The organism is Agromyces mediolanus, from assembly GCF_044917495.1.
GTDB classification, from domain to species: Bacteria; Actinomycetota; Actinomycetes; order Actinomycetales; family Microbacteriaceae; genus Agromyces; species Agromyces mediolanus_B.
Genome location: NZ_JAVSSI010000012.1, coordinates 44947 through 62471, shown reverse-complemented (window position 1 = coordinate 62471; position 17525 = coordinate 44947). Strand labels below are relative to the sequence as shown.

The following is a 17525-nucleotide window of genomic DNA, read 5'->3' as shown; positions in this document are numbered from 1 at the left end:
CCGCCGCGCCCCCGAAATGGAGAATGAGATGACGACGACGTCAATCGAACGGAACGAGGCGGGTGCGCCGCTGATCTCGGTGCGCGACCTGTCGGTGAGCTACGACGTAGCGCGAACGGGCAAGCGGCTGACCGCCATCGAGGGCGTGGACCTCGACGTGCACGAGGGTGAGTTCATCACCGTGCTCGGGCCGTCCGGGTGCGGCAAGACGACGTTCATGAACGTCGTCGCGGGACTGGTGAAGCCGACGACGGGCACGGTGCTCGTCGGCGGCTCGCCGGTCACCGGGCCGGGCCCGGACCGGGCGGTCGTGTTCCAGGACTACGCGCTGCTGCCGTGGCGCACGGTCTTCGACAACGTGAAGTTCGGGCTCGAGATGCAGAAGGCGCTGAAGGGCGCCGGCTGGCGGGAGCGGGTGCAGGAGGCGATCGAGCTCGTCGGTCTCGCCGGCTTCGAGAACTCCTACCCCCGGGAGCTCTCCGGCGGCATGCAGCAGCGCGTGGGCCTCGCCCGCGCGATCGTCGCCGAGCCGCGCATCCTGCTGATGGACGAGCCGCTCGGCGCCGTCGACGCCCTCACCCGCGAGGTGATGCGCGACGAGATCGAGAAGCTCATGGCCGCGACCGGCAAGACGGTGCTGTTCATCACCCACTCCATCGAGGAGGCCATCCTCCTCGGCGACCGCATCGTGGTGTTCAAGAGCCACCCCGGCGCCATCAAGGAGATCATCGAGACCGGGCTGGAGCGCCCGCGCTCCGAGCGCAGCATCCAGCACGATCCGCGGTTCCTCGAGCTCCGCGACCACCTCTGGGACGCCCTGCAGGGCGAGGCCACGGCGGCGGCGGTCTCGAAATGAGCGCCCTCCTCGCCGCCGGGCCGAACCTCGGCCGGGGCGGCATCGGCGCCTGGCTCGCCGGGCTCAGCCCGGCGGGCAAGGCCGGCGTGCTCGCGATCGAGGTCGTGGTCATGCTCGTCGTGTGGCAGCTCGTGGTCGGGGTGTTCGGCTGGATCAACCCCGTGTTCCTGCCGCCGCCCACCGCCATCGCGCAGGGCTTCGTCGAGCTCGTCTCGGGCGGCGCGCTCTGGCCGAACATGCTGATCTCGGCGCAGGCGTGGCTCATCGGCTTCGCGATCGCCGCGGTGATCGCGATCCCCGTCGGGCTGCTGATGGGCAGCTCGCTGCCGATGGACCGGGTCGTCGGGCCGATCGCGTGGACGATCTACGCGACGCCGACGATCGCCTACCAGCCGCTCGCGAAGGCGTGGTTCGGCTTCGGCATCGGACCGGTGATCTTCCTCGTGGCGGTGAGCGCGCTGTTCCCGATCCTGCTGAACGTGGCGGCGGGCATGCGCACGACGAACGCGTCGATCATCCGGGCGGGCCAGGTGTACGGCGCGAGCCGCACGCAGCTCTACCGCTCGGTGTACCTGCCGTCGACGGTGCCGTTCCTGTTCGCCGGTCTCCGCCAGGCGGTCGTGCTCGCGACGATCGGCATGGTCGTCGCGGAGCTCGCCGGCTCGGCCTCCGGCATGGGCGCGCTCATCATCAAGGCCGCCAACACGTACCAGACCGACCAGGCGTTCGCCGCGATCGCGATCGTGGTGGCCTGGAGCGTCGGGATGACCCAGGTGGTGACCCTCGTCGAACGATGGTCCGCCCCGTGGACGAGGAAGGGCCGGCGATGACCGTCACGAGTGCGACCGGCACGATGCGCATCGTGCGCCCCCGGCGGGTGATCCGGCGGAGCGAGGCCAAGTGGACCTGGCTGCTCCTCGGCGTCATCGCCGCCATCCTGCTGATCTGGGAGGCCGCGGTCAGTTGGCTGCAGCTCATCCCGGCGTCGTTCCTGCCGCCGCCCTCCGCGATCGCCGTGTCGTTCGGCAAGCTGCTCGTCGATCCCGAGTTCTGGGGCGCGTTCGGCTACAGCCTCGGCAACGTCGCGATCGGCCTCGTCATCGCGGTCGCCGTCGGCGTCACCGTCGGCCTCGCCGTCGGCTGGTCGCCGGTGCTGCGCTTCACCGTCGCGCCCTTCCTCTGGCTGCTGTACTCGACGCCGAAGGTGGCGCTCGCGCCGCTGTTCATCCTCGGCCTCGGGCTCGGCAGCGAGTCGAAGATCGCGCTGGTGTTCCTGCTCGCGGTGTTCCCGATCATCCTGAACACGATGGAGGGCGCCGTCACGGTCAGCACCTCCCTCGTGAACGCGGGGCGGGTGTACGGCGTGAACGGCATCGCGCTCGGCTGGAAGATCATCGTGCCCGCGACGCTGCCGTACAGCCTGTCGGGCATCCAGCGCGGAGCCGCGCTCGGGTTCACCGGCGAGGTGCTCGGCGAGTTCCTCGGCGGCACGGGCGGGCTCGGGCACATGCTCGAGTACGCCGCCTACCAGTTCCAGATGGATGACGCGATCGCCATGGTCATCGTGATGGTGATCATCGCGAACCTGACGCTGCTGCTCATCTCCACGCTGCGACGCCGCCTGGCGCCGTGGTACGACGACCGGAAGATCGCGGGGGCCTCCTGATGCACAAGCAGATCGTCATCCCCGAGGGCGTGTACCCGCCCACGGCGGACTTCAGCCAGGCGATCCGGGTCTCCGGCGGCGACCTGGTGTTCCTGAGCGGGATCATCGGGATGCGGCCGGACGGCACGATGCCGGCCGAGCCCGCCGCGCAGATCGAGCTCGCCTTCGAGAACCTCGTGAAGGTGCTCGAGGCGGCGGGGGCGACGGCGGCGGATGTCGTGAAGGTGAACGTGTTCGTGCGGGACGACTTCCAGCTCGTGCGCGACGAGCTGCGGGCCATCCGCGCCCGCTACTTCACCCACGACTTCCCGGTGTCGACGCTCATCCAGGTCGCCGGCTTCGCCGGACCCGACTACCGCTTCGAGATCGAGGCGATCGCGGCGGTGCCTTCGGGCTGAGTGCCGCGGCGCTGTGCTGCTGCGGCAGCTGTGCTGCTGTGCTGCTGCGGCGCCGAGGTGCTCCGGCACTCGTGGCGAGCGAGACCGCCGGCCCCCGTTTCATGCGCGATGACGGGGGCCGGCTTTCGTCGTGCCCGGGCGCGCGCCGCGCCGCGCCCGGCCCGCCCCGGCCCGCCTCGGCCCGGCCCGGCCTCGGCCCCGCTCCGCCCGGCCCCGCCTCCCGACTCTGTGCTTCCGCGCCTGCTCCGTCTGCCTGCGTCTGCCTGTGCCTGTCTGCGCCACTTCCGTGTCCATGCGCCACTCGTGCTGGCGCAACGACGAGAAAGTGGCGCGGCCGGGTGGTCCGACGCATCCGCCCGGGTCCCGGCGGCGCAAATGGCGCCGTCGTGCGGGTCCCGCCGGGGAGGGGCCCGGGAACCCACGCGCCCGGACACGACGGAGCCCCCGCCGTCATGCGCTGCGGCGGGGGCTCCGGGAACCGGGACGAGGCCCGATCAGGGGTAGGGCAGGGTGGCCGGCGGGTCGTTCTCGACGCCCACGAGCTGCTGGGCCTTCTCGAGATAGGCGAGCTGGCCCGCGTCGAACTCGAGGGGTTCGAGCTCCTGCGTGTCGATCGTGGTGTCCCACGCCTCCTGGTCGAAGTAGAGGTTCGAGCAGGCGAGGTGCCCGTCGAGCACCCACACGCTGTCCGAGCCGCGGAGCGCCGACACGTCGAAGTCGTTCGCCTCGTAGATGTCGAGCACCTCGTCGACGTTCTCCGGGAACTCGCCCGGCGCCGGGGCCGTCATGAAGTCGGCGGCCTTCAGCGTCGCGCGGAGGAACCGCACGAGCGTGTTCGGGTTCTTCTGCACCCAGTCGGTGCCGGCGACCTGCACGTCGTTCGCCCAGTTGCGCAGCGCCTCGACGACGATGTTCGCCCCGTGCTCCTCGAGCGCGGGTCGGTCATCGGTGTAGAAGGGCTGCAGGCTGATCCGGTCGTTGACGAAGAACTCCGTCCAGGACTCCGAACCGGGGCCGGGGTACACGACCTCGACGTTCACGGTGTCGAGGTCCCAGCCCTCTTCCTTCAGCACCAGCTTGCGCTGGAACTCGGCCGGGTCGCCGGGCGTGCCGGCGAGGGTGATCGTCGTGCCGTCGAGGTCCTCGACCGAGTCGATGCCCTGCTGCACCGCGAAGTCGAAGTTCTGCCGGCAGTAGTGCCCGCCGACGAGCTCGACCGGGACGCCGCCCCGGATGGCCTCGATGACAGTGCCGGTGGACTCCACGCCGATGTCGGCGCTGCCCGACGCGACGGCCGCGGTGACGTTGTCGGCGGTGATGACCTCGACGGTGAGGCCCTCCTCCTCGTAGTAGCCGAGGTCGGTGCCGAGCACGTACATCGAGTACATGGTGACGTCGGGGAAGGGGATGGCGACAGTGATGCTGGTGTCCTCGGCGGGGCCGGGTTCGCCGTCGCCGAGGTCGACCGGGCCGGACGGCGCCGGTGCGGCGGAGCTGCAGCCGACGAGCAGCGCCAGTGCTGCGACGCCGGCGGCAGCGGCCAGGCTGCTGCGGGGGATGGATTTGCGCATGACTCTCCATTCTTGGCGGGATAGACCCTCGCGGTCGGATCCCGCGGGAACGGCACCGTCCGCGAGTATGGATACGGTATCCAATCTGCGCGGGGCTGTCCATGCCCTCTTTCGAGCGGCTGGCGGAGGTGCTCGCGAGGTCGCGCGATCGGTGCGGTCAGACGGGGCCATCGCGCGATTCGTGCGACTTCACGTGGTGGAGTCGCATGGATCGCTCGGGGTCGGGTTGGAATGGAGCACTTTGCGCGACCTGGGCCCCCGGGGTGGTCGGCCAGCGCGCCCGCGGGGAGCGGGCGCGCCACGTGCGGTCCCGGCGCGCCCGCGCGGATGGGATGCTCGTAGCACTGGACGCGGATTGCAATTTTGGATACCGTATCCAGAAAGACGACGCGAGGAGGCGGAGTGCGGGCAGCGCTGCTCACCGATCACGCCCTGGAGGCGCTCGCCGTCGCCGAGGTGCCGGTTCCGGCCCCGGGCGCCGGCGAGGTGCTCGTGCGCGTCGAGACCGTCGGCGTGAACCAGCTCGACCGCAACGTGATCGCCGGCATCGGGCCGGGCGCCGTCGCGAAGCTGCCCCGCATCCTCGGCATCGACCCGGCCGGCACGATCGTCGCCGTCGGTCCCGGCATGAGCGAGGCGCGCATCGGACGGCCCGTCGTCGTGAAGCCCAACATCCCCTGCGGCGAGTGCCCGCGCTGCGCCGCCGGGCGCGAGGCCGACTGCCCCGCGCAGACCGTCATGGGCGTGCACCGCAACGGCGGCGCCGCCGAGTTCGTGGTCGTGCCCGAGCGGAACGCGATCGACCGCGGCGAGATCTCCGCCGCGCTCGCCACCGCCGCCGTGCACACCGTGCCGATCGTGCTGAACGCCTTCGAGGCGATCGGCGTGGGCGATGGCGACCGGCTCCTCGTCACCGGCGCGGGCGGCATGCTCGGTCAGATCGCGCTGCAGCTCGGTGTCGCGAGCGGCGCGGAGACCGTCGGGGCATCCCGCTCCGCCGCCCCCGCGCCCGACGGCGCCCGCGTCATCAGCGCCGCCTCGCCCGCGGCGCTCCGCGAACTGCTCGGCGCCGAGGCGCCCTTCGACGCGGTCGTCGACGTCGGCGGGCACGGGCCGACCTTCGCCGCGGGCGTCGCCGCGCTCGGCTGGGGCGGTCGCGCGGTGACGTGCGCCGCGTCCGTCGACCCGGTGCTCGAACTCGACCAGCGGAGCTTCTACCTGCGCCGGCTCCGGCTCGTCGGGGTCGCGAGCGCCGACTTCGCGCAGGTGCGCCGGGCGCTGAAACTCGTCGCGGAGGGCCGGGTCGTCCCGCCCGTCGCGGCGCGGTTCCCGCTCGATCGCATCGCGGATGCCTACCGCGCGCCCCGCACGGAGCCGGGCAAGGTGATCGTCGATGTCGCCTGAACTGCTCGAGCTGGTCGCGCCGCTGACCGGGCTGGTCGCGCCGTCGACCGGGCTGCCCGCGCCGTCGGCCGGGCCCGGCACGGCCGCCGCATCCGCCATCCCCCGTGCGCCCCGAGGAGAGGACCTCCCAGCATGACCCCCACCCCCAGCGGCCCGCTCGCGGGCGTCCGCGTCATCGAGCTCGGCCAGTACATCTCCGGGCCCTACGCCGCGAAGCTCCTCGCCGACCTCGGCGCCGACGTCGTGAAGGTCGAGTCGCCCGACGGCGACCCCATGCGCCGCTGGGAGGGCAGCGGGCAGATGAGCCCCCAGTTCGCCGCGTACAACCGGGGCAAGCGCGCCGTCGTGCTCGACCTGAAGAGCGAGGACGGGCTCGCCGCCCTCCTCGACCTCGTCCGCGACGCCGATGTGCTGATCGAGAACTTCCGTCCCGGGGTCGCCGCGCGCCTGGGCTTCGGCCCCGAGGTGCTCGCCCGGGTGAACCCGCGCATCGTCTCCTGCGCGATCACCGGCTTCGGGCCCGAGGGGCCCTACGCCAAGCGACCCGCCTACGACACGGTGATCTCGGCCGTGGGCGGCATGTACAGCCAGGTCGTCCCGGACGACATCCTGCGTCCGCTCGGGCCCGCGTTCTCCGACCTGCTCTCGGGCATGTCGGCCGCCCAGGCCGTGCTCGCCGCGCTGCACGCCCGCGGCGACGGCGGACCGGGCGAGCACGTCGAGGTGTCGATGGTCGGCTCGCTCATCGACTTTCTCACCGAGGCGGCCTCGACCTACCTCGAGACCGGGCAGGTCGCCGGGCCCGACTCGCGCCCGCGCCGGGCGCAGGCGTACGCGTGCCGCGGCTCCGACGGGCTCGAGTTCGTCATCCACATGTCGGTGCCCGAGAAGTTCTGGACCGGGCTGCTCGAGGTGCTCGAGCGCCCCGAGCTCGCCGACGACCCGCGCTTCTCCACCCGCGAGGCGCGGGTGCGCAACTACGACGAGCTCGACGCGGAGCTCAAGGCGACGACGGCGCGGATGCCCCGGCAGCACTGGCTCGACCGGCTCGTCGCGCACGACATCCCGCACGGTCCGCTGAACACGGTGGCGCACCTCTTCGACGACCCGCAGATCGCCGCGATGCAGCTCGTCGAGGAGATCGCGGGGCCGGATGGCTCGGCCCTCCGCGTGCCGGTGCCGAGCACCCGCTTCCACCGCTCGGGCCGGCCCGCGCTCGCCGCGGCCCCGCGCCTCGGCCAGCACGGCGCCGAGCTCGTCGGCGCCGCAGCTTCCGCGGCATCCACGGCAGCGCCCGCACCCGCGGCATCCGCCACCCCCGAGAGGAGCCGCGCATGAGCCGCATCGACGAGCTCGTCGCGATCGACGTGCACACCCACCCGCAGACCGAGGAGTTCCTGCAGGCGATGGGCAAGCGCCACCAGCAGATGGCGAAGCACTTCGGCCGTGAGCGGCCCGTCGTCTCCTTCGCGGAGCAGGCCGACCAGTACCGCGAGCGCAAGATGATGGCCGTGATCGTGAACTCCGACTCGGAGACCACCTCGGGCATCCCGGGGGCGCCGAACGATCTGCTCGGCCAGGCCCAGGTGGACCATCCCGACGCCTTCATCGCCTTCGCGGGCATCGACCCGTGGAAGGGCGAGGCGGCGATCGCGGAGATCCGCCGGATGCACGCCGAGTACGGCATCAAGGGCGTCGGCGAGCTCAACGCGTCGCGGCAGAAGTTCCTGCCGAACGACCGCCGCTTCTTCCCGATCTGGGAGACCTGCGCCGAGCTCGGGCTCGTCGTGATGTTCCACTCGGGCTTCCCGGGCGCCGGCGCCGGCACGCCGGGCGGCGGCGGGTACCGGCTCGAGAACGCCCGGCCGGTGCCGTACCTCGACGACGTCGCGGCGGAGTTCCCCGAGCTGAAGATCATCAGCGCGCACCCGGCCTGGCCGTGGCACCTCGAGAACCTCGCGATGGTGTGGCACAAGTCGAACGTGTACCTCGACCTCTCGGGCTGGGCGCCGAAGTACCTGCCGCCGGAGGTGATCCGCTACGCGGACTCGCTCATCACCGACCGGGTGCTGTTCGGCTCCGACTGGCCGGTGATGACCGCCGACCGCTGGATGACGGAGTTCGCCGAGCTGCCGTTCAAGCCCGAGTCCAGGCAGAAGATCCTCCTCGACAACGCGCGCGCCCTGTTCGGCATCTGAGCCGGGTCGACCCCGCATCCCCCTCGCACCTTCGGAAGGACCCACATGGCCGAGCTCGTCCTGGCGGCAGCCACGCCGCACAACCCGCTGCTCTGGCGGGCGATGAACGATCCGGTGCCGGACGACCTGCAGCCGATCGCGGCGAACTTCGCCCGCATCCGCGACGCGGTCGCCGCGCACGACGTCGACGTGCTCGTCGTCATCGGCACCGACCACGTGCGGCAGTTCTTCTACGACAACTCGCCGGCGTTCGTCGTCGGCAAGGCCGAGGCGTACCACGGCACCTGGGAGAACGAGGTGCGCACCTTCGGCATGGAGTACGTGGAGCTCGCCGGGCACCGCGAGCTCGCCGACGAGATCACCGGCCGCACGGTGCTGCCCGAGACGATCGACCTCGCGGTGAGCCTCGAGTGGCGGCTCGACCACAGCTACGTGATCCCGCTGCAGTACGTGCGGCCCGAGCTCGATCTGCCGGTCGTGCCGATCCACACGAACGCCTCGATGCCCCCGGTGCCCTCGGTGCGCCGCTTCGTCGCCCTCGGCGAGCACCTGCGCGACTCGATCGAGCGCTGGGACTCGGACGCGCGCGTCGCGATCCTCACCTCGGGGCACATGGCGAACGACGTCGGCGGGCCGCGCACCTTCGCGGGCTCGCCCGATCCGGACTTCGACCAGGCGGCCGCCGCGTGGATGCGCGACGGCGACCTCGAGGGCGCCATCCGCGTCTGCAGCGACTTCCAGCGCCTCCTCGAGGCGGGCTGCATGACCTATCAGTACCTGAACGCGGTGGCGGCGCTCGCCGCGATGGGCGGGCGCCCCGCCGACTTCGCCGAGGTGACGCCCTCGCGCTTCGCCTCGAGTCCGTTCTTCCTGTGGGGGAGCCGCTGATGAGCAAGTACATGGTCGACAAGTTCATCCGCGCGGTGGAGCTGAGCGACGCGGCCGTCGCGGCGTACGTCGCCGATCCGGCCGGGGTCGTCGACGCCTGGCTCGCCGGGGCGGGCGGGCCCACCGGCCCGACGGACGACCGCGAGCTCACGCCGGCGGAGCGGGACGCCTTCGCGGCGCGCGACTTCGAGGCGCTCTACGCGCTCGGGGCGCACCCGTACCTCCTCTGGCACTTCACCGAGGCGGTGTACGAGCACGAGTACACGCCGGACTCGGGCTGGCGCGAACTCGTCGAGCGCTACCGTACGGCCGTCGCGCCCCAGGGCATCGTCGACTACATCCCGTAACCAGCCAGCCAGCCAGGCCGGTGCCGCGGTGGCGCGGCCCAAGGAGTCGCGCCACCGGACGATCGCGCCACCGGACGATCGCGCCGCCGGATCACCGCGCCGCGGCTACTCGCCCGCGTCCCGGTCGATCGGCTGGGTGCTGCCCAACTCGTCGTCATCGTCGTCGTCGATCCGGCGCTCGTCGTCCGGGACGACGGCGTCCTCCGGCAGCTCCGAGTCGACGTACGCGCCCTCGCCCGCTTCCGGCACGTACTCCTCACCCGGGATCTGCGACTCCACGTAGGAGCCGGCGTCCTCCTCGGGCACCCAGTCTTCGTTCCTCGACATCGCAGCCTCCCCTGCTCGCGATCCTGCGGTGGATGGGGGCCATGCTCCTCCTCGCCGGTTCGAGCGGCAACCGGCTTGACACCCGGCGGGCGCACGCGTGCGTCGCGTGACGTCTCCCGAGTCGCCCGACTTCCAGGAGAGTCGGGCGACTCTTTCAGGAAAGTCGGGCGACTCGAGACGGCGTCAGCCGCGCAGGGCGCTGGCGAGGTCGAGGGCGGCGCCGGCGACGGCGGCCGAGGTGTCGGGGTCGCGCATCCAGAGCGGTGCGGCGTGCGCCGGGATGCCGGATGCCTCGAGCGCGGGCACGGCCGCGGCATCCGCCTCGTCGACGAGCCAGCCGTCGAGGAGCCCGCCGTCGGAACGCGGGCCGTAGTGGCGGGCGACGGCCGCGGCATCCGTCTCCACGCCGATCGCCGCGAGGCAGGCGTCGGCCATGCCGCGCACGACCTTGCCGCCGATGATCGGCGAGACGCCGACGACGCGCGCGCCGGTCGCGCGGAGCGCCTCGGAGATGCCCGGGATCGCGGTGATCGTGCCGATCGAGACGACCGGGTTCGAGGGGGCGAGGAGCACGACGTCGGCGCCCTCGATCGCCTCGACGACCCCGGGCGCGGGCCGGGCGTCGGCGAGGTTCCGCTGCTGGAACGCGCGCGCGGGCAGGCTCGCCCGGTGACGCGTCCACCACTCCTGGAAGTGCAGCTCGCGGCGGCCGTCGTCGGTGGGCTCGGCGATCTCGACCCACGTGTCGACCTCGGTGTCGGTCGCGGGCAGCAGGCGGACGCCGAGCGGCCAGCGGTGCTGCAGGCGCTCGCCGATCTCGGAGGGCGTGAGGCCCTCGCGGAGCCAGGAGGTGCGGGCGAGGTGGGTGCCGAGATCGAGGTCGCCGAGGGTGAACCACGGCCAGCCGACGCCCCACTCGCGGAGTTCCGCCGCGACGCGCTCCGTCTCGCCAGCGCGGCCCCAGCCGCGCTCGACGTCGTTCACGCCGGCGAGCGCGTAGAGGAGGGAGTCGAAGTCGGGCATGAGCCGCACGCCCGCGAGCCAGACGTCGTCGCCGGTGTTCACGACGACCGACACCTGATCATCCGGTGTCGGCTGCTCGGGCGGGGTGGTCGCCCCCGGCACCGGATCCGCACGGGCCGCCCGACGTCGCAGTTCCTCCCTGAGCCCGCGCACGAAGCGCGAGCCGCCGACGCCGCCGGCGAGCACGGTGATCCTCACGGCTCCAGCGTAGGGCGCGAGGCGTGCACCCAGCGCGTGCGGTGCGGTGCGGTGCGTTCCATCGATGCAGCGTGGTGCGGTGCGTTCCCCCCCGGGTGGAGTGCGCGCTGGGAGCCGGGTGGTTCCCGTCCGCGTCCCGAGGGTCGTCAGCGCCACTTCGGGCGCTGCTCATCCGAGCAATCCATTGCCCCGAGCCGCGCCTCGGGAGAGGATGAGCCGAACAGGAACCATGAGCCACGAGAGCACGACGACGTGCGGCAGGAGGCAGCATGACCATCGTTCGAGCAGCGATCACCCAGACGAGCTGGACCGGCGACAAAGCGTCCATGCTCGACAAGCACGAGCAGTTCGCGCGGGATGCCGCGGGGCAGGGCGCGCAGGTGATCTGCTTCCAGGAGCTGTTCTACGGGCCCTACTTCGGCATCACGCAGGAGCAGAAGTACTACCGCTTCGCGGAGCAGGCCGACGGCCCGATCGTGCAGCGCTTCGCCGCGGTCGCGAAGGAGCTCGGCACCGTCATGGTGCTGCCGATCTACGAGGAGGCCGAGACGGGGGTGTACTACAACACCTCCGTGCTGGTCGACGCCGACGGCGAGATCCTCGGCAAGTACCGCAAGCACCACCTGCCCCATCTCGACCGCTTCTGGGAGAAGTTCTACTTCCGGCCCGGCAACCTCGGCTACCCGGTCTTCGACTCGGCGGTCGGTCGCATCGGCATGTACATCTGCTACGACCGGCACTTCCCCGAGGGCTGGCGCGAACTCGGGCTGAACGACGCCCACATGGTGTTCAACCCGAACGCGACGAAGCCGGGGCTCTCGAACCGGCTCTGGGAGGTCGAGGGGCCGTGCGCCGCCGTCGCGAACGGCTACTTCGTGCTCCAGCCGAACCGCGTCGGGCGCGAGGACAACGAGTACGGCGAGCTCGCCGTCGACTTCTACGGCACGAGCCAGGTGATCGACCCGCGCGGCAACTTCGTCGGGGAGCGCGGCTCGGGCGAGCACGAGGAGATCCTCGTGCGCGACCTCGACCTCGACATGGTGCGCCAGATGCGCGACGACTGGCAGTTCTACCGCGACCGCCGGCCCGACTCGTACACGCGGATCGCGCAGCCGTGACCCGCGCCGCCCTTCGACACGCTCAGGGAGCCAGCATCGTGACGCAGCATCCCTTCGACACGCTCAGGGAGCCAGCATCGTGACGCAGCATCCCTTCGACAAGCTCAGGGAGCCAGGACTATGACCACGACCCTCATCTCGGGCGGCACCGTCGTCGGGGCGACCGGGCGCGGAGCCGCCGACGTGCTCGTCGACGGCGAGCGCATCGTCGCCGTGCTGGAGCCCGGCAGCACCCTCCTCGGCGCCGACCTCGCCGGCTCCGTCGACCGGGTGATCGACGCGAGCGGCAAGTACGTCATCCCCGGCGGGATCGACGCGCACACGCACATGCAGCTCCCCTTCGGCGGCACGGAGGCGTCCGACACCTTCGAGACCGGCACCCGGGCGGCCGCGCACGGCGGCACGACCACGATCATCGACTTCGCCGTGCAGCGCACCGGCGAACGCGTGGAGGACGGGCTCGCCGCCTGGCACGAGAAGGCGGCGGGCGAGTGCGCCGTCGACTACGGCTTCCACCAGATCATCGGGGGCGTCGACGAGGCATCCCTCCAGGCCATGCGGAAGCTGCCCGAGGAGGGCATCACGAGCTTCAAGCTCTTCATGGCCTACCCGGGCGTCTTCTACTCCGATGACGCGCAGGTGCTGCGGGCCATGCAGGTGTCCCGGGAGACCGGCATGCTGACGATGATGCACGCCGAGAACGGCCCCGCGATCGACGTGCTCGCCGAGCAGCTCGTCGAGCAGCGCAAGACCGACCCGTACTTCCACGGCATCGCCCGCGCCTGGGAGATGGAGGAGGAGGCGACCCACCGCGCCATCATGCTCGCGAAGCTCACCGGCGCCCCGCTCTACGTCGTGCACGTCTCCGCGAAGCAGGCGGTCGAGCAGCTCGCCTGGGCCCGCGACCACGGGCAGCACGTCTTCGGCGAGACCTGTCCGCAGTACCTCTACCTCTCGCTGGAGGAACAGCTCGGCGCCTCGAGCGAGCCGTGGGGCGCGTTCGAGGGCGCCAAGTGGGTCTGCTCGACGCCGCTGCGCAGCCGCGAGGAACGGCACCAGGACGCGATGTGGCAGGCGCTCCGCACGAACGACCTGCAGATGGTCTCGACCGACCACTGCCCGTTCTGCATGAAGGACCAGAAGGAGCTCGGCCTCGGCGACTTCCGCAAGATCCCGAACGGGATCGGCTCGGTCGAGCACCGCATGGACCTCATGTACCAGGGCGTCGTGACCGGCGAGCTCACCCTCGAGCGCTGGGTCGAGCTCACGAGCACGACGCCCGCGCGCATGTTCGGCCTCGCCGGCCGCAAGGGCGCGATCCAGCCCGGCGCCGACGCGGACCTCGTCGTCTACGACCCGAACGGGCGCACGACGATCGGCATGCCGGTCGACGAGCAGGGCAACCCGACCGGCCGCACCCACCACATGAACATGGACCACTCCGCGTGGGAGGGATTCGAGGTCGACGGGCACGTCGACGTCGTGCTGTCCCGCGGCAAGGTCGTCGTCGAGGGCGACGAGTACCTCGGCCGCAAGGGCGACGGTCGCTACCTGAAGCGCGGGCTGTCGAGCTATGTGAATTGAACGTTCCAGAGACGGAGGCACCACCCATGGACTTCGGCGTCGTCCTGCAGACCAACCCGCCCGCCTCGCGGACGGTGCACCTCGCGAAGCTCGCCGAGCAGTTCGGCTTCTCGCACGTGTGGACGTTCGACTCGCACCTGCTCTGGGAGGAGCCGTACGTCATCCACTCCCAGATCCTGGCGGAGACCAGGCGGGTGATCGTCGGACCGTTCGTCACGAACCCGGCGACCCGCGACTGGACGGTCACGGCGAGCGTGTTCGCGACGCTCAACGAGATGTACGGCAACCGCACGATCTGCGGCATCGGGCGGGGCGACTCGGCCGTGCGCGTGACGAACGGCAAGCCGACCACGATGGCGGAGCTCCGCGAGTCGATCCACGTCATCCGCGAGCTCGCGAACTCGCGCGCCGTGGAGTTCAACGGCGCGACGCTGCAGTTCCCGTGGTCGCTCGGCTCCCGGCTCGACGTGTGGGTCGCGGCCTACGGGCCGATGGCGCTGAAGCTCGCCGGCGAGGTCGGCGACGGCTTCATCCTGCAGCTCGCCGACCTCGACATCGCGGCGTGGATGATCCGCACGGTGCGGAACGCCGCCGAGGCCGCCGGGCGCGATCCCGACGAGATCGCGTTCTGCGTCGCGGCGCCCATGTACATCGGCGACGACCGCGAGCACATGCGCGAGCAGTGCCGCTGGTTCGGCGGCATGGTCGGCAACCACGTCGCCGACCTCGTCGCCCGGTACGGCGAGCACGGGCAGGTGCCGGAGGCGCTGACCGAGTACATCCGGGGGCGCGAGGGCTACGACTACAACAGCCACGGCCGCGCGTCGAACGACCACGTCGACTTCGTGCCCGACGAGATCGTGGAGCGCTTCTGCCTGCTCGGCTCCCCGGAGGAGCACATCGAGAAGCTGCAGCGCCTCGCCGAACTCGGCGTCGACCAGTTCGCCGGGTACCTGCAGCACGACAACAAGGAGGAGACCCTGCGCGTCTACGGCGAGCAGGTGATCCCGGCGCTTCGCGAGCACCTCGTCGCGAAGCGCTGAACCGCCGAGTCGATCACCGAGTCGATCACCGAATCGATCACCGGGTCGACCACCGAGGGGACCACCGAACGGAGCGCACCATGACCGACACCGGACCGGCCGCGACCGACGAGCTCGCGCGCGAGCTCGACCGGGCGCACGTCTTCCACTCCTGGACTGCGCAGGCGCAGGACTCGTCGCTCGTCATCGCCTCGGGACGCGGATGCCGCGTCTGGGACCACAGCGGTCGCGAGTACCTCGACTTCTCGAGCCAGCTCGTGAACGTCAACATCGGGCACCAGCATCCCGCCGTCGTCTCGGCGATCCGGGAGCAGGCCGAGCTGCTCGCCACGGTCGCGCCCGCCACCGTGAACCTCGCCCGCGGCGAGGCCGCGAAGCGGATCGTCGCCCGCGCGCCGGAGGGCTTCCGCCGGGTGTTCTTCACCAACGGCGGGGCCGACGCCAACGAGAACGCGATCCGGCTGGCGCGGCTCACGACGGGGCGCGACAAGATCCTCTCGACGTACCGCTCGTACCACGGCAACACGGGTGCCGCGATCGTGTCGACCGGTGACTGGCGGCGCGTCCCGAACGAGTTCGCCCGGGGGCACGTGCACTTCTTCGGGCCGTACCTCTACCGCTCGGAGTTCTGGGCGCAGAGTCCCGAGGAGGAGTGCGAGCGCGCGCTGCAGCACCTGCGCCGCGTGATCGAGTCGGAGGGGCCGCAGACGATCGCGGCGGTGCTGCTCGAGACGATTCCCGGCACCGCCGGGGTGCTCGTGCCGCCGCCCGGCTACCTGGCAGGCGTCCGCGAGCTCTGCGACCGGCACGGCATCCTGCTGATCCTCGACGAGGTGATGGCGGGCTTCGGCCGCACCGGCCGGTGGTTCGCCTTCGACGGCTACGAGGTGCGGCCCGATCTCATCACCTTCGCGAAGGGCGTGAACTCGGGGTACGTGCCCGCCGGCGGGGTGATCATCGACGAGCCGATCGCTGAGGGCTTCGACGAGCGGGTGTTCCCGGGCGGACTCACCTATTCGGGGCATCCGCTCGCGATGGCCTCGATCGTCGCGACGCTCGACGCCATGGCCTCGGAGGGCATCGTGGAGCACGCGCGCGCGATCGGCGAGACCGCGATCGGGCCGGGGCTCGCCGAGCTGGCCGAGCGTCACGCGGTGATCGGCGAGGTGCGCGGCGAGGGCGTGTTCTGGGCGATGGAGCTCGTCGTCGACCGCGCGACGCGCGAGCCCCTGCCCGCGGCGGCGATGGGGGAGATCAAGGCGGCGCTCCTCGCGCGCGGACTGCTGCCGTTCATTCAGGACAACCGCATCCACGTCGTGCCGCCCTGCGTCGTCACCGCCGACGAGGTGGGCGAGGCGATGGCCGGCTACGACGAGGTGCTGAGCGCAGTGGGAGGCGCAGCATGAGCGAGATCGAGTTCGTCGAGCACTGGATCGACGGGGCCGCGACGAGCGGCACGGGCGAGCGCACGGGACCGGTCTACGACCCGGCGCGCGGCGTCGAGCAGCGGCGGGTGCGGTTCGCCGAGGCAACCGACGTGGATGCCGCGGTGGATGCCGCGGCGCGGGCCTTCCCCGCCTGGCGGGACGCGTCGATCGCGAAGCGGCAGCAGATCATGTTCCGCTTCCGGGAACTGCTCGCCGGACGGTCCGACGAGCTCGCCGCGATCCTCACGAGCGAGCACGGGAAGGTGCTCGGCGACGCCGCCGGCGAGATCGCCCGCGGCCTCGAGGTCGTCGAGCTGGCGTGCGCGATGCCGGCGTACACGAAAGGCGAGTACTCCGAGAACGCCTCGACCGGCATCGACGTCTACACCGTGCGGCAGCCGCTCGGGGTGGTCGGGATCATCAGCCCGTTCAACTTCCCGGCGATGGTGCCGCTGTGGTTCTTCCCGATCGCGATCGCCGCGGGCAACACCGTGGTGCTGAAGCCGAGCGAGAAGGACCCGAGCGCCGCGGTCTGGCTGGCCAGGCTGCTGCAGGAGGCGGGGCTGCCCGACGGCGTGCTGAACGTCGTGCACGGCGACAAGGTCGCCGTCGACGCGCTGCTCGCGCATCCGACCGTGCGCTCGATCTCCTTCGTCGGCTCGACGCCGATCGCCCGGTACATCTACGAGACCGCCGCGAGCACCGGCAAGCGGGTGCAGGCGCTCGGCGGCGCGAAGAACCACATGCTCGTGCTGCCCGACGCCGACCTCGAGCTCGCCGCCGACGCCGCCGTGAACGCCGGTTTCGGCTCGGCGGGCGAGCGCTGCATGGCGATCTCCGCGCTCGTCGCGGTCGACGCGATCGCCGACGAGCTCGTCGCGAAGATCGCCGAGCGGATGGCCCGGCTGCGCACCGGCGACGGCACCCGCGGCTGCGACATGGGGCCGCTGATCACCCGGGAGCACCGCGATAAGGTCGCCGGGTACCTCGACGTCGCCGTGGCGGACGGGGCATCCCTCGTCGTCGACGGGCGCGACCCGCAGGTCGACGGCGACGCGGACGGCTTCTGGCTGGGGCCCACGCTCATCGACCGGGTGCCGAGCGAGTCGGCCGTGTACCGCGACGAGATCTTCGGACCGGTGCTGTCGGTCGTGCGGGTGGCGGGGTACGAGGAGGGGCTCGCGCTCATCAACGGGTCGCCGTACGGGAACGGCACCGCGGTCTTCACGAACGACGGCGGTGCCGCGCGGCGCTTCCAGCGGGAGGTGACGGTCGGGATGGTCGGCATCAACGTGCCGATCCCGGTGCCGGTCGCGTACCACTCCTTCGGCGGCTGGAAGGACTCGTTCTTCGGCGACACGAAGGCGTACGGGCCGCAGGGCTTCGCGTTCTTCCAGCAGGAGAAGGCGATCACCTCGCGCTGGCTCGACCCGAGCCACGGCGGCGTGGACCTGGGGTTCCCGCGGCACGACTGATC

Annotated in this window: 18 protein-coding genes; 15 read left to right on the top strand and 3 right to left on the bottom strand. The window is 71.5% G+C overall.

Annotation, left to right across the window (positions count from 1 at the left end; translation table 11 throughout):
- The first annotated feature begins 28 nt into the window (after positions 1–28).
- The 4 genes from ROT00_RS15430 to ROT00_RS15415 are packed head-to-tail and all read left to right on the top strand — an operon-like array spanning position 29 to position 2920.
- The gene (locus ROT00_RS15430; protein ID WP_285462555.1) at positions 29–856 is read left to right on the top strand and encodes an ABC transporter ATP-binding protein; all 828 of its coding nucleotides are present in this window, start codon (positions 29–31) and stop codon (positions 854–856) included.
- Positions 853–1686, top strand: a complete 834-nt coding sequence (locus ROT00_RS15425; protein WP_404775916.1) for an ABC transporter permease — start codon at positions 853–855, stop codon at positions 1684–1686. Before ROT00_RS15430 ends, ROT00_RS15425 begins: the two co-directional genes overlap by 4 nt.
- Positions 1683–2522 (top strand): ABC transporter permease, encoded by an 840-nt coding sequence (locus ROT00_RS15420; protein ID WP_404775915.1) that lies wholly within the window; start codon positions 1683–1685, stop codon positions 2520–2522. Before ROT00_RS15425 ends, ROT00_RS15420 begins: the two co-directional genes overlap by 4 nt.
- On the top strand, positions 2522–2920 hold the full coding sequence (locus tag ROT00_RS15415; RefSeq protein WP_243570224.1) for a RidA family protein: 399 nt from the start codon (positions 2522–2524) through the stop codon (positions 2918–2920). The genes ROT00_RS15420 and ROT00_RS15415 overlap by 1 nt, the downstream gene beginning before the upstream one ends.
- A 494-nt stretch (positions 2921–3414) precedes the next feature.
- Here ROT00_RS15415 and ROT00_RS15410 read toward each other — a convergent pair whose 3' ends face one another.
- The gene (locus tag ROT00_RS15410; RefSeq protein WP_404775914.1) at positions 3415–4491 is read right to left on the bottom strand and encodes an ABC transporter substrate-binding protein; all 1077 of its coding nucleotides are present in this window, start codon (positions 4489–4491) and stop codon (positions 3415–3417) included.
- A 402-nt stretch (positions 4492–4893) separates the two neighbouring features.
- Here ROT00_RS15410 and ROT00_RS15405 point away from each other — a divergent pair, with 402 nt between their 5' ends.
- Genes ROT00_RS15405 through ROT00_RS15380 form a run of 6 tightly spaced genes read left to right on the top strand, consistent with a single transcriptional unit; the run spans position 4894 to position 9328 of the window.
- The gene (locus tag ROT00_RS15405) at positions 4894–5895 is read left to right on the top strand and encodes an alcohol dehydrogenase catalytic domain-containing protein (protein ID WP_404775913.1); all 1002 of its coding nucleotides are present in this window, start codon (positions 4894–4896) and stop codon (positions 5893–5895) included.
- Complete coding sequence (locus ROT00_RS15400) at positions 5885–6031, top strand: hypothetical protein (RefSeq protein ID WP_404775912.1); 147 nt, start codon at positions 5885–5887, stop codon at positions 6029–6031. Before ROT00_RS15405 ends, ROT00_RS15400 begins: the two co-directional genes overlap by 11 nt.
- The gene (locus ROT00_RS15395; RefSeq protein ID WP_404775911.1) at positions 6028–7233 is read left to right on the top strand and encodes a CaiB/BaiF CoA transferase family protein; all 1206 of its coding nucleotides are present in this window, start codon (positions 6028–6030) and stop codon (positions 7231–7233) included. Before ROT00_RS15400 ends, ROT00_RS15395 begins: the two co-directional genes overlap by 4 nt.
- Positions 7230–8093, top strand: a complete 864-nt coding sequence (locus tag ROT00_RS15390) for an amidohydrolase family protein (RefSeq protein WP_404775910.1) — start codon at positions 7230–7232, stop codon at positions 8091–8093. Before ROT00_RS15395 ends, ROT00_RS15390 begins: the two co-directional genes overlap by 4 nt.
- Before the next feature lie 45 nt (positions 8094–8138).
- Positions 8139–8981 (top strand): DODA-type extradiol aromatic ring-opening family dioxygenase, encoded by an 843-nt coding sequence (locus ROT00_RS15385; RefSeq protein WP_404775909.1) that lies wholly within the window; start codon positions 8139–8141, stop codon positions 8979–8981.
- Positions 8981–9328, top strand: coding sequence for a hypothetical protein (locus ROT00_RS15380; protein ID WP_404775908.1), 348 nt, complete (start codon positions 8981–8983; stop codon positions 9326–9328). Before ROT00_RS15385 ends, ROT00_RS15380 begins: the two co-directional genes overlap by 1 nt.
- Before the next feature lie 105 nt (positions 9329–9433).
- Here the strand turns inward: ROT00_RS15380 and ROT00_RS15375 are convergent, their stop codons facing one another.
- Positions 9434–9655, bottom strand: coding sequence for a hypothetical protein (locus tag ROT00_RS15375; RefSeq protein WP_404775907.1), 222 nt, complete (start codon positions 9653–9655; stop codon positions 9434–9436).
- A 183-nt stretch (positions 9656–9838) separates the two neighbouring features.
- Positions 9839–10876, bottom strand: a complete 1038-nt coding sequence (cofD, locus tag ROT00_RS15370; RefSeq protein ID WP_404775906.1) for a 2-phospho-L-lactate transferase — start codon at positions 10874–10876, stop codon at positions 9839–9841.
- Between the two features lie 269 nt (positions 10877–11145).
- On the opposite strand from cofD, the gene ROT00_RS15365 reads away from it, so the two are divergent.
- The 5 genes from ROT00_RS15365 (at position 11146) to ROT00_RS15345 (ending at position 17523) form a co-directional block, all read left to right on the top strand.
- Entirely contained in the window at positions 11146–11994 is an 849-nt protein-coding gene (locus ROT00_RS15365; protein ID WP_404775905.1) for a nitrilase-related carbon-nitrogen hydrolase, read from the top strand.
- Positions 11995–12114: 120 nt separating this feature from the next.
- Positions 12115–13578 carry a dihydropyrimidinase gene (hydA, locus tag ROT00_RS15360; RefSeq protein ID WP_404775904.1) on the top strand — a complete coding sequence of 488 codons (1464 nt, stop codon included), beginning with the start codon at positions 12115–12117 and terminating at the stop codon, positions 13576–13578.
- Between the two features lie 26 nt (positions 13579–13604).
- Positions 13605–14621 carry a TIGR03842 family LLM class F420-dependent oxidoreductase gene (locus tag ROT00_RS15355; RefSeq protein WP_404775903.1) on the top strand — a complete coding sequence of 339 codons (1017 nt, stop codon included), beginning with the start codon at positions 13605–13607 and terminating at the stop codon, positions 14619–14621.
- 80 nt (positions 14622–14701) lie between these two features.
- The gene (locus ROT00_RS15350; RefSeq protein ID WP_404775902.1) at positions 14702–16027 is read left to right on the top strand and encodes an aspartate aminotransferase family protein; all 1326 of its coding nucleotides are present in this window, start codon (positions 14702–14704) and stop codon (positions 16025–16027) included.
- Positions 16024–17523, top strand: a complete 1500-nt coding sequence (locus tag ROT00_RS15345) for a CoA-acylating methylmalonate-semialdehyde dehydrogenase (protein ID WP_404775901.1) — start codon at positions 16024–16026, stop codon at positions 17521–17523. Before ROT00_RS15350 ends, ROT00_RS15345 begins: the two co-directional genes overlap by 4 nt.
- Positions 17524–17525 lie beyond the last annotated feature (2 nt).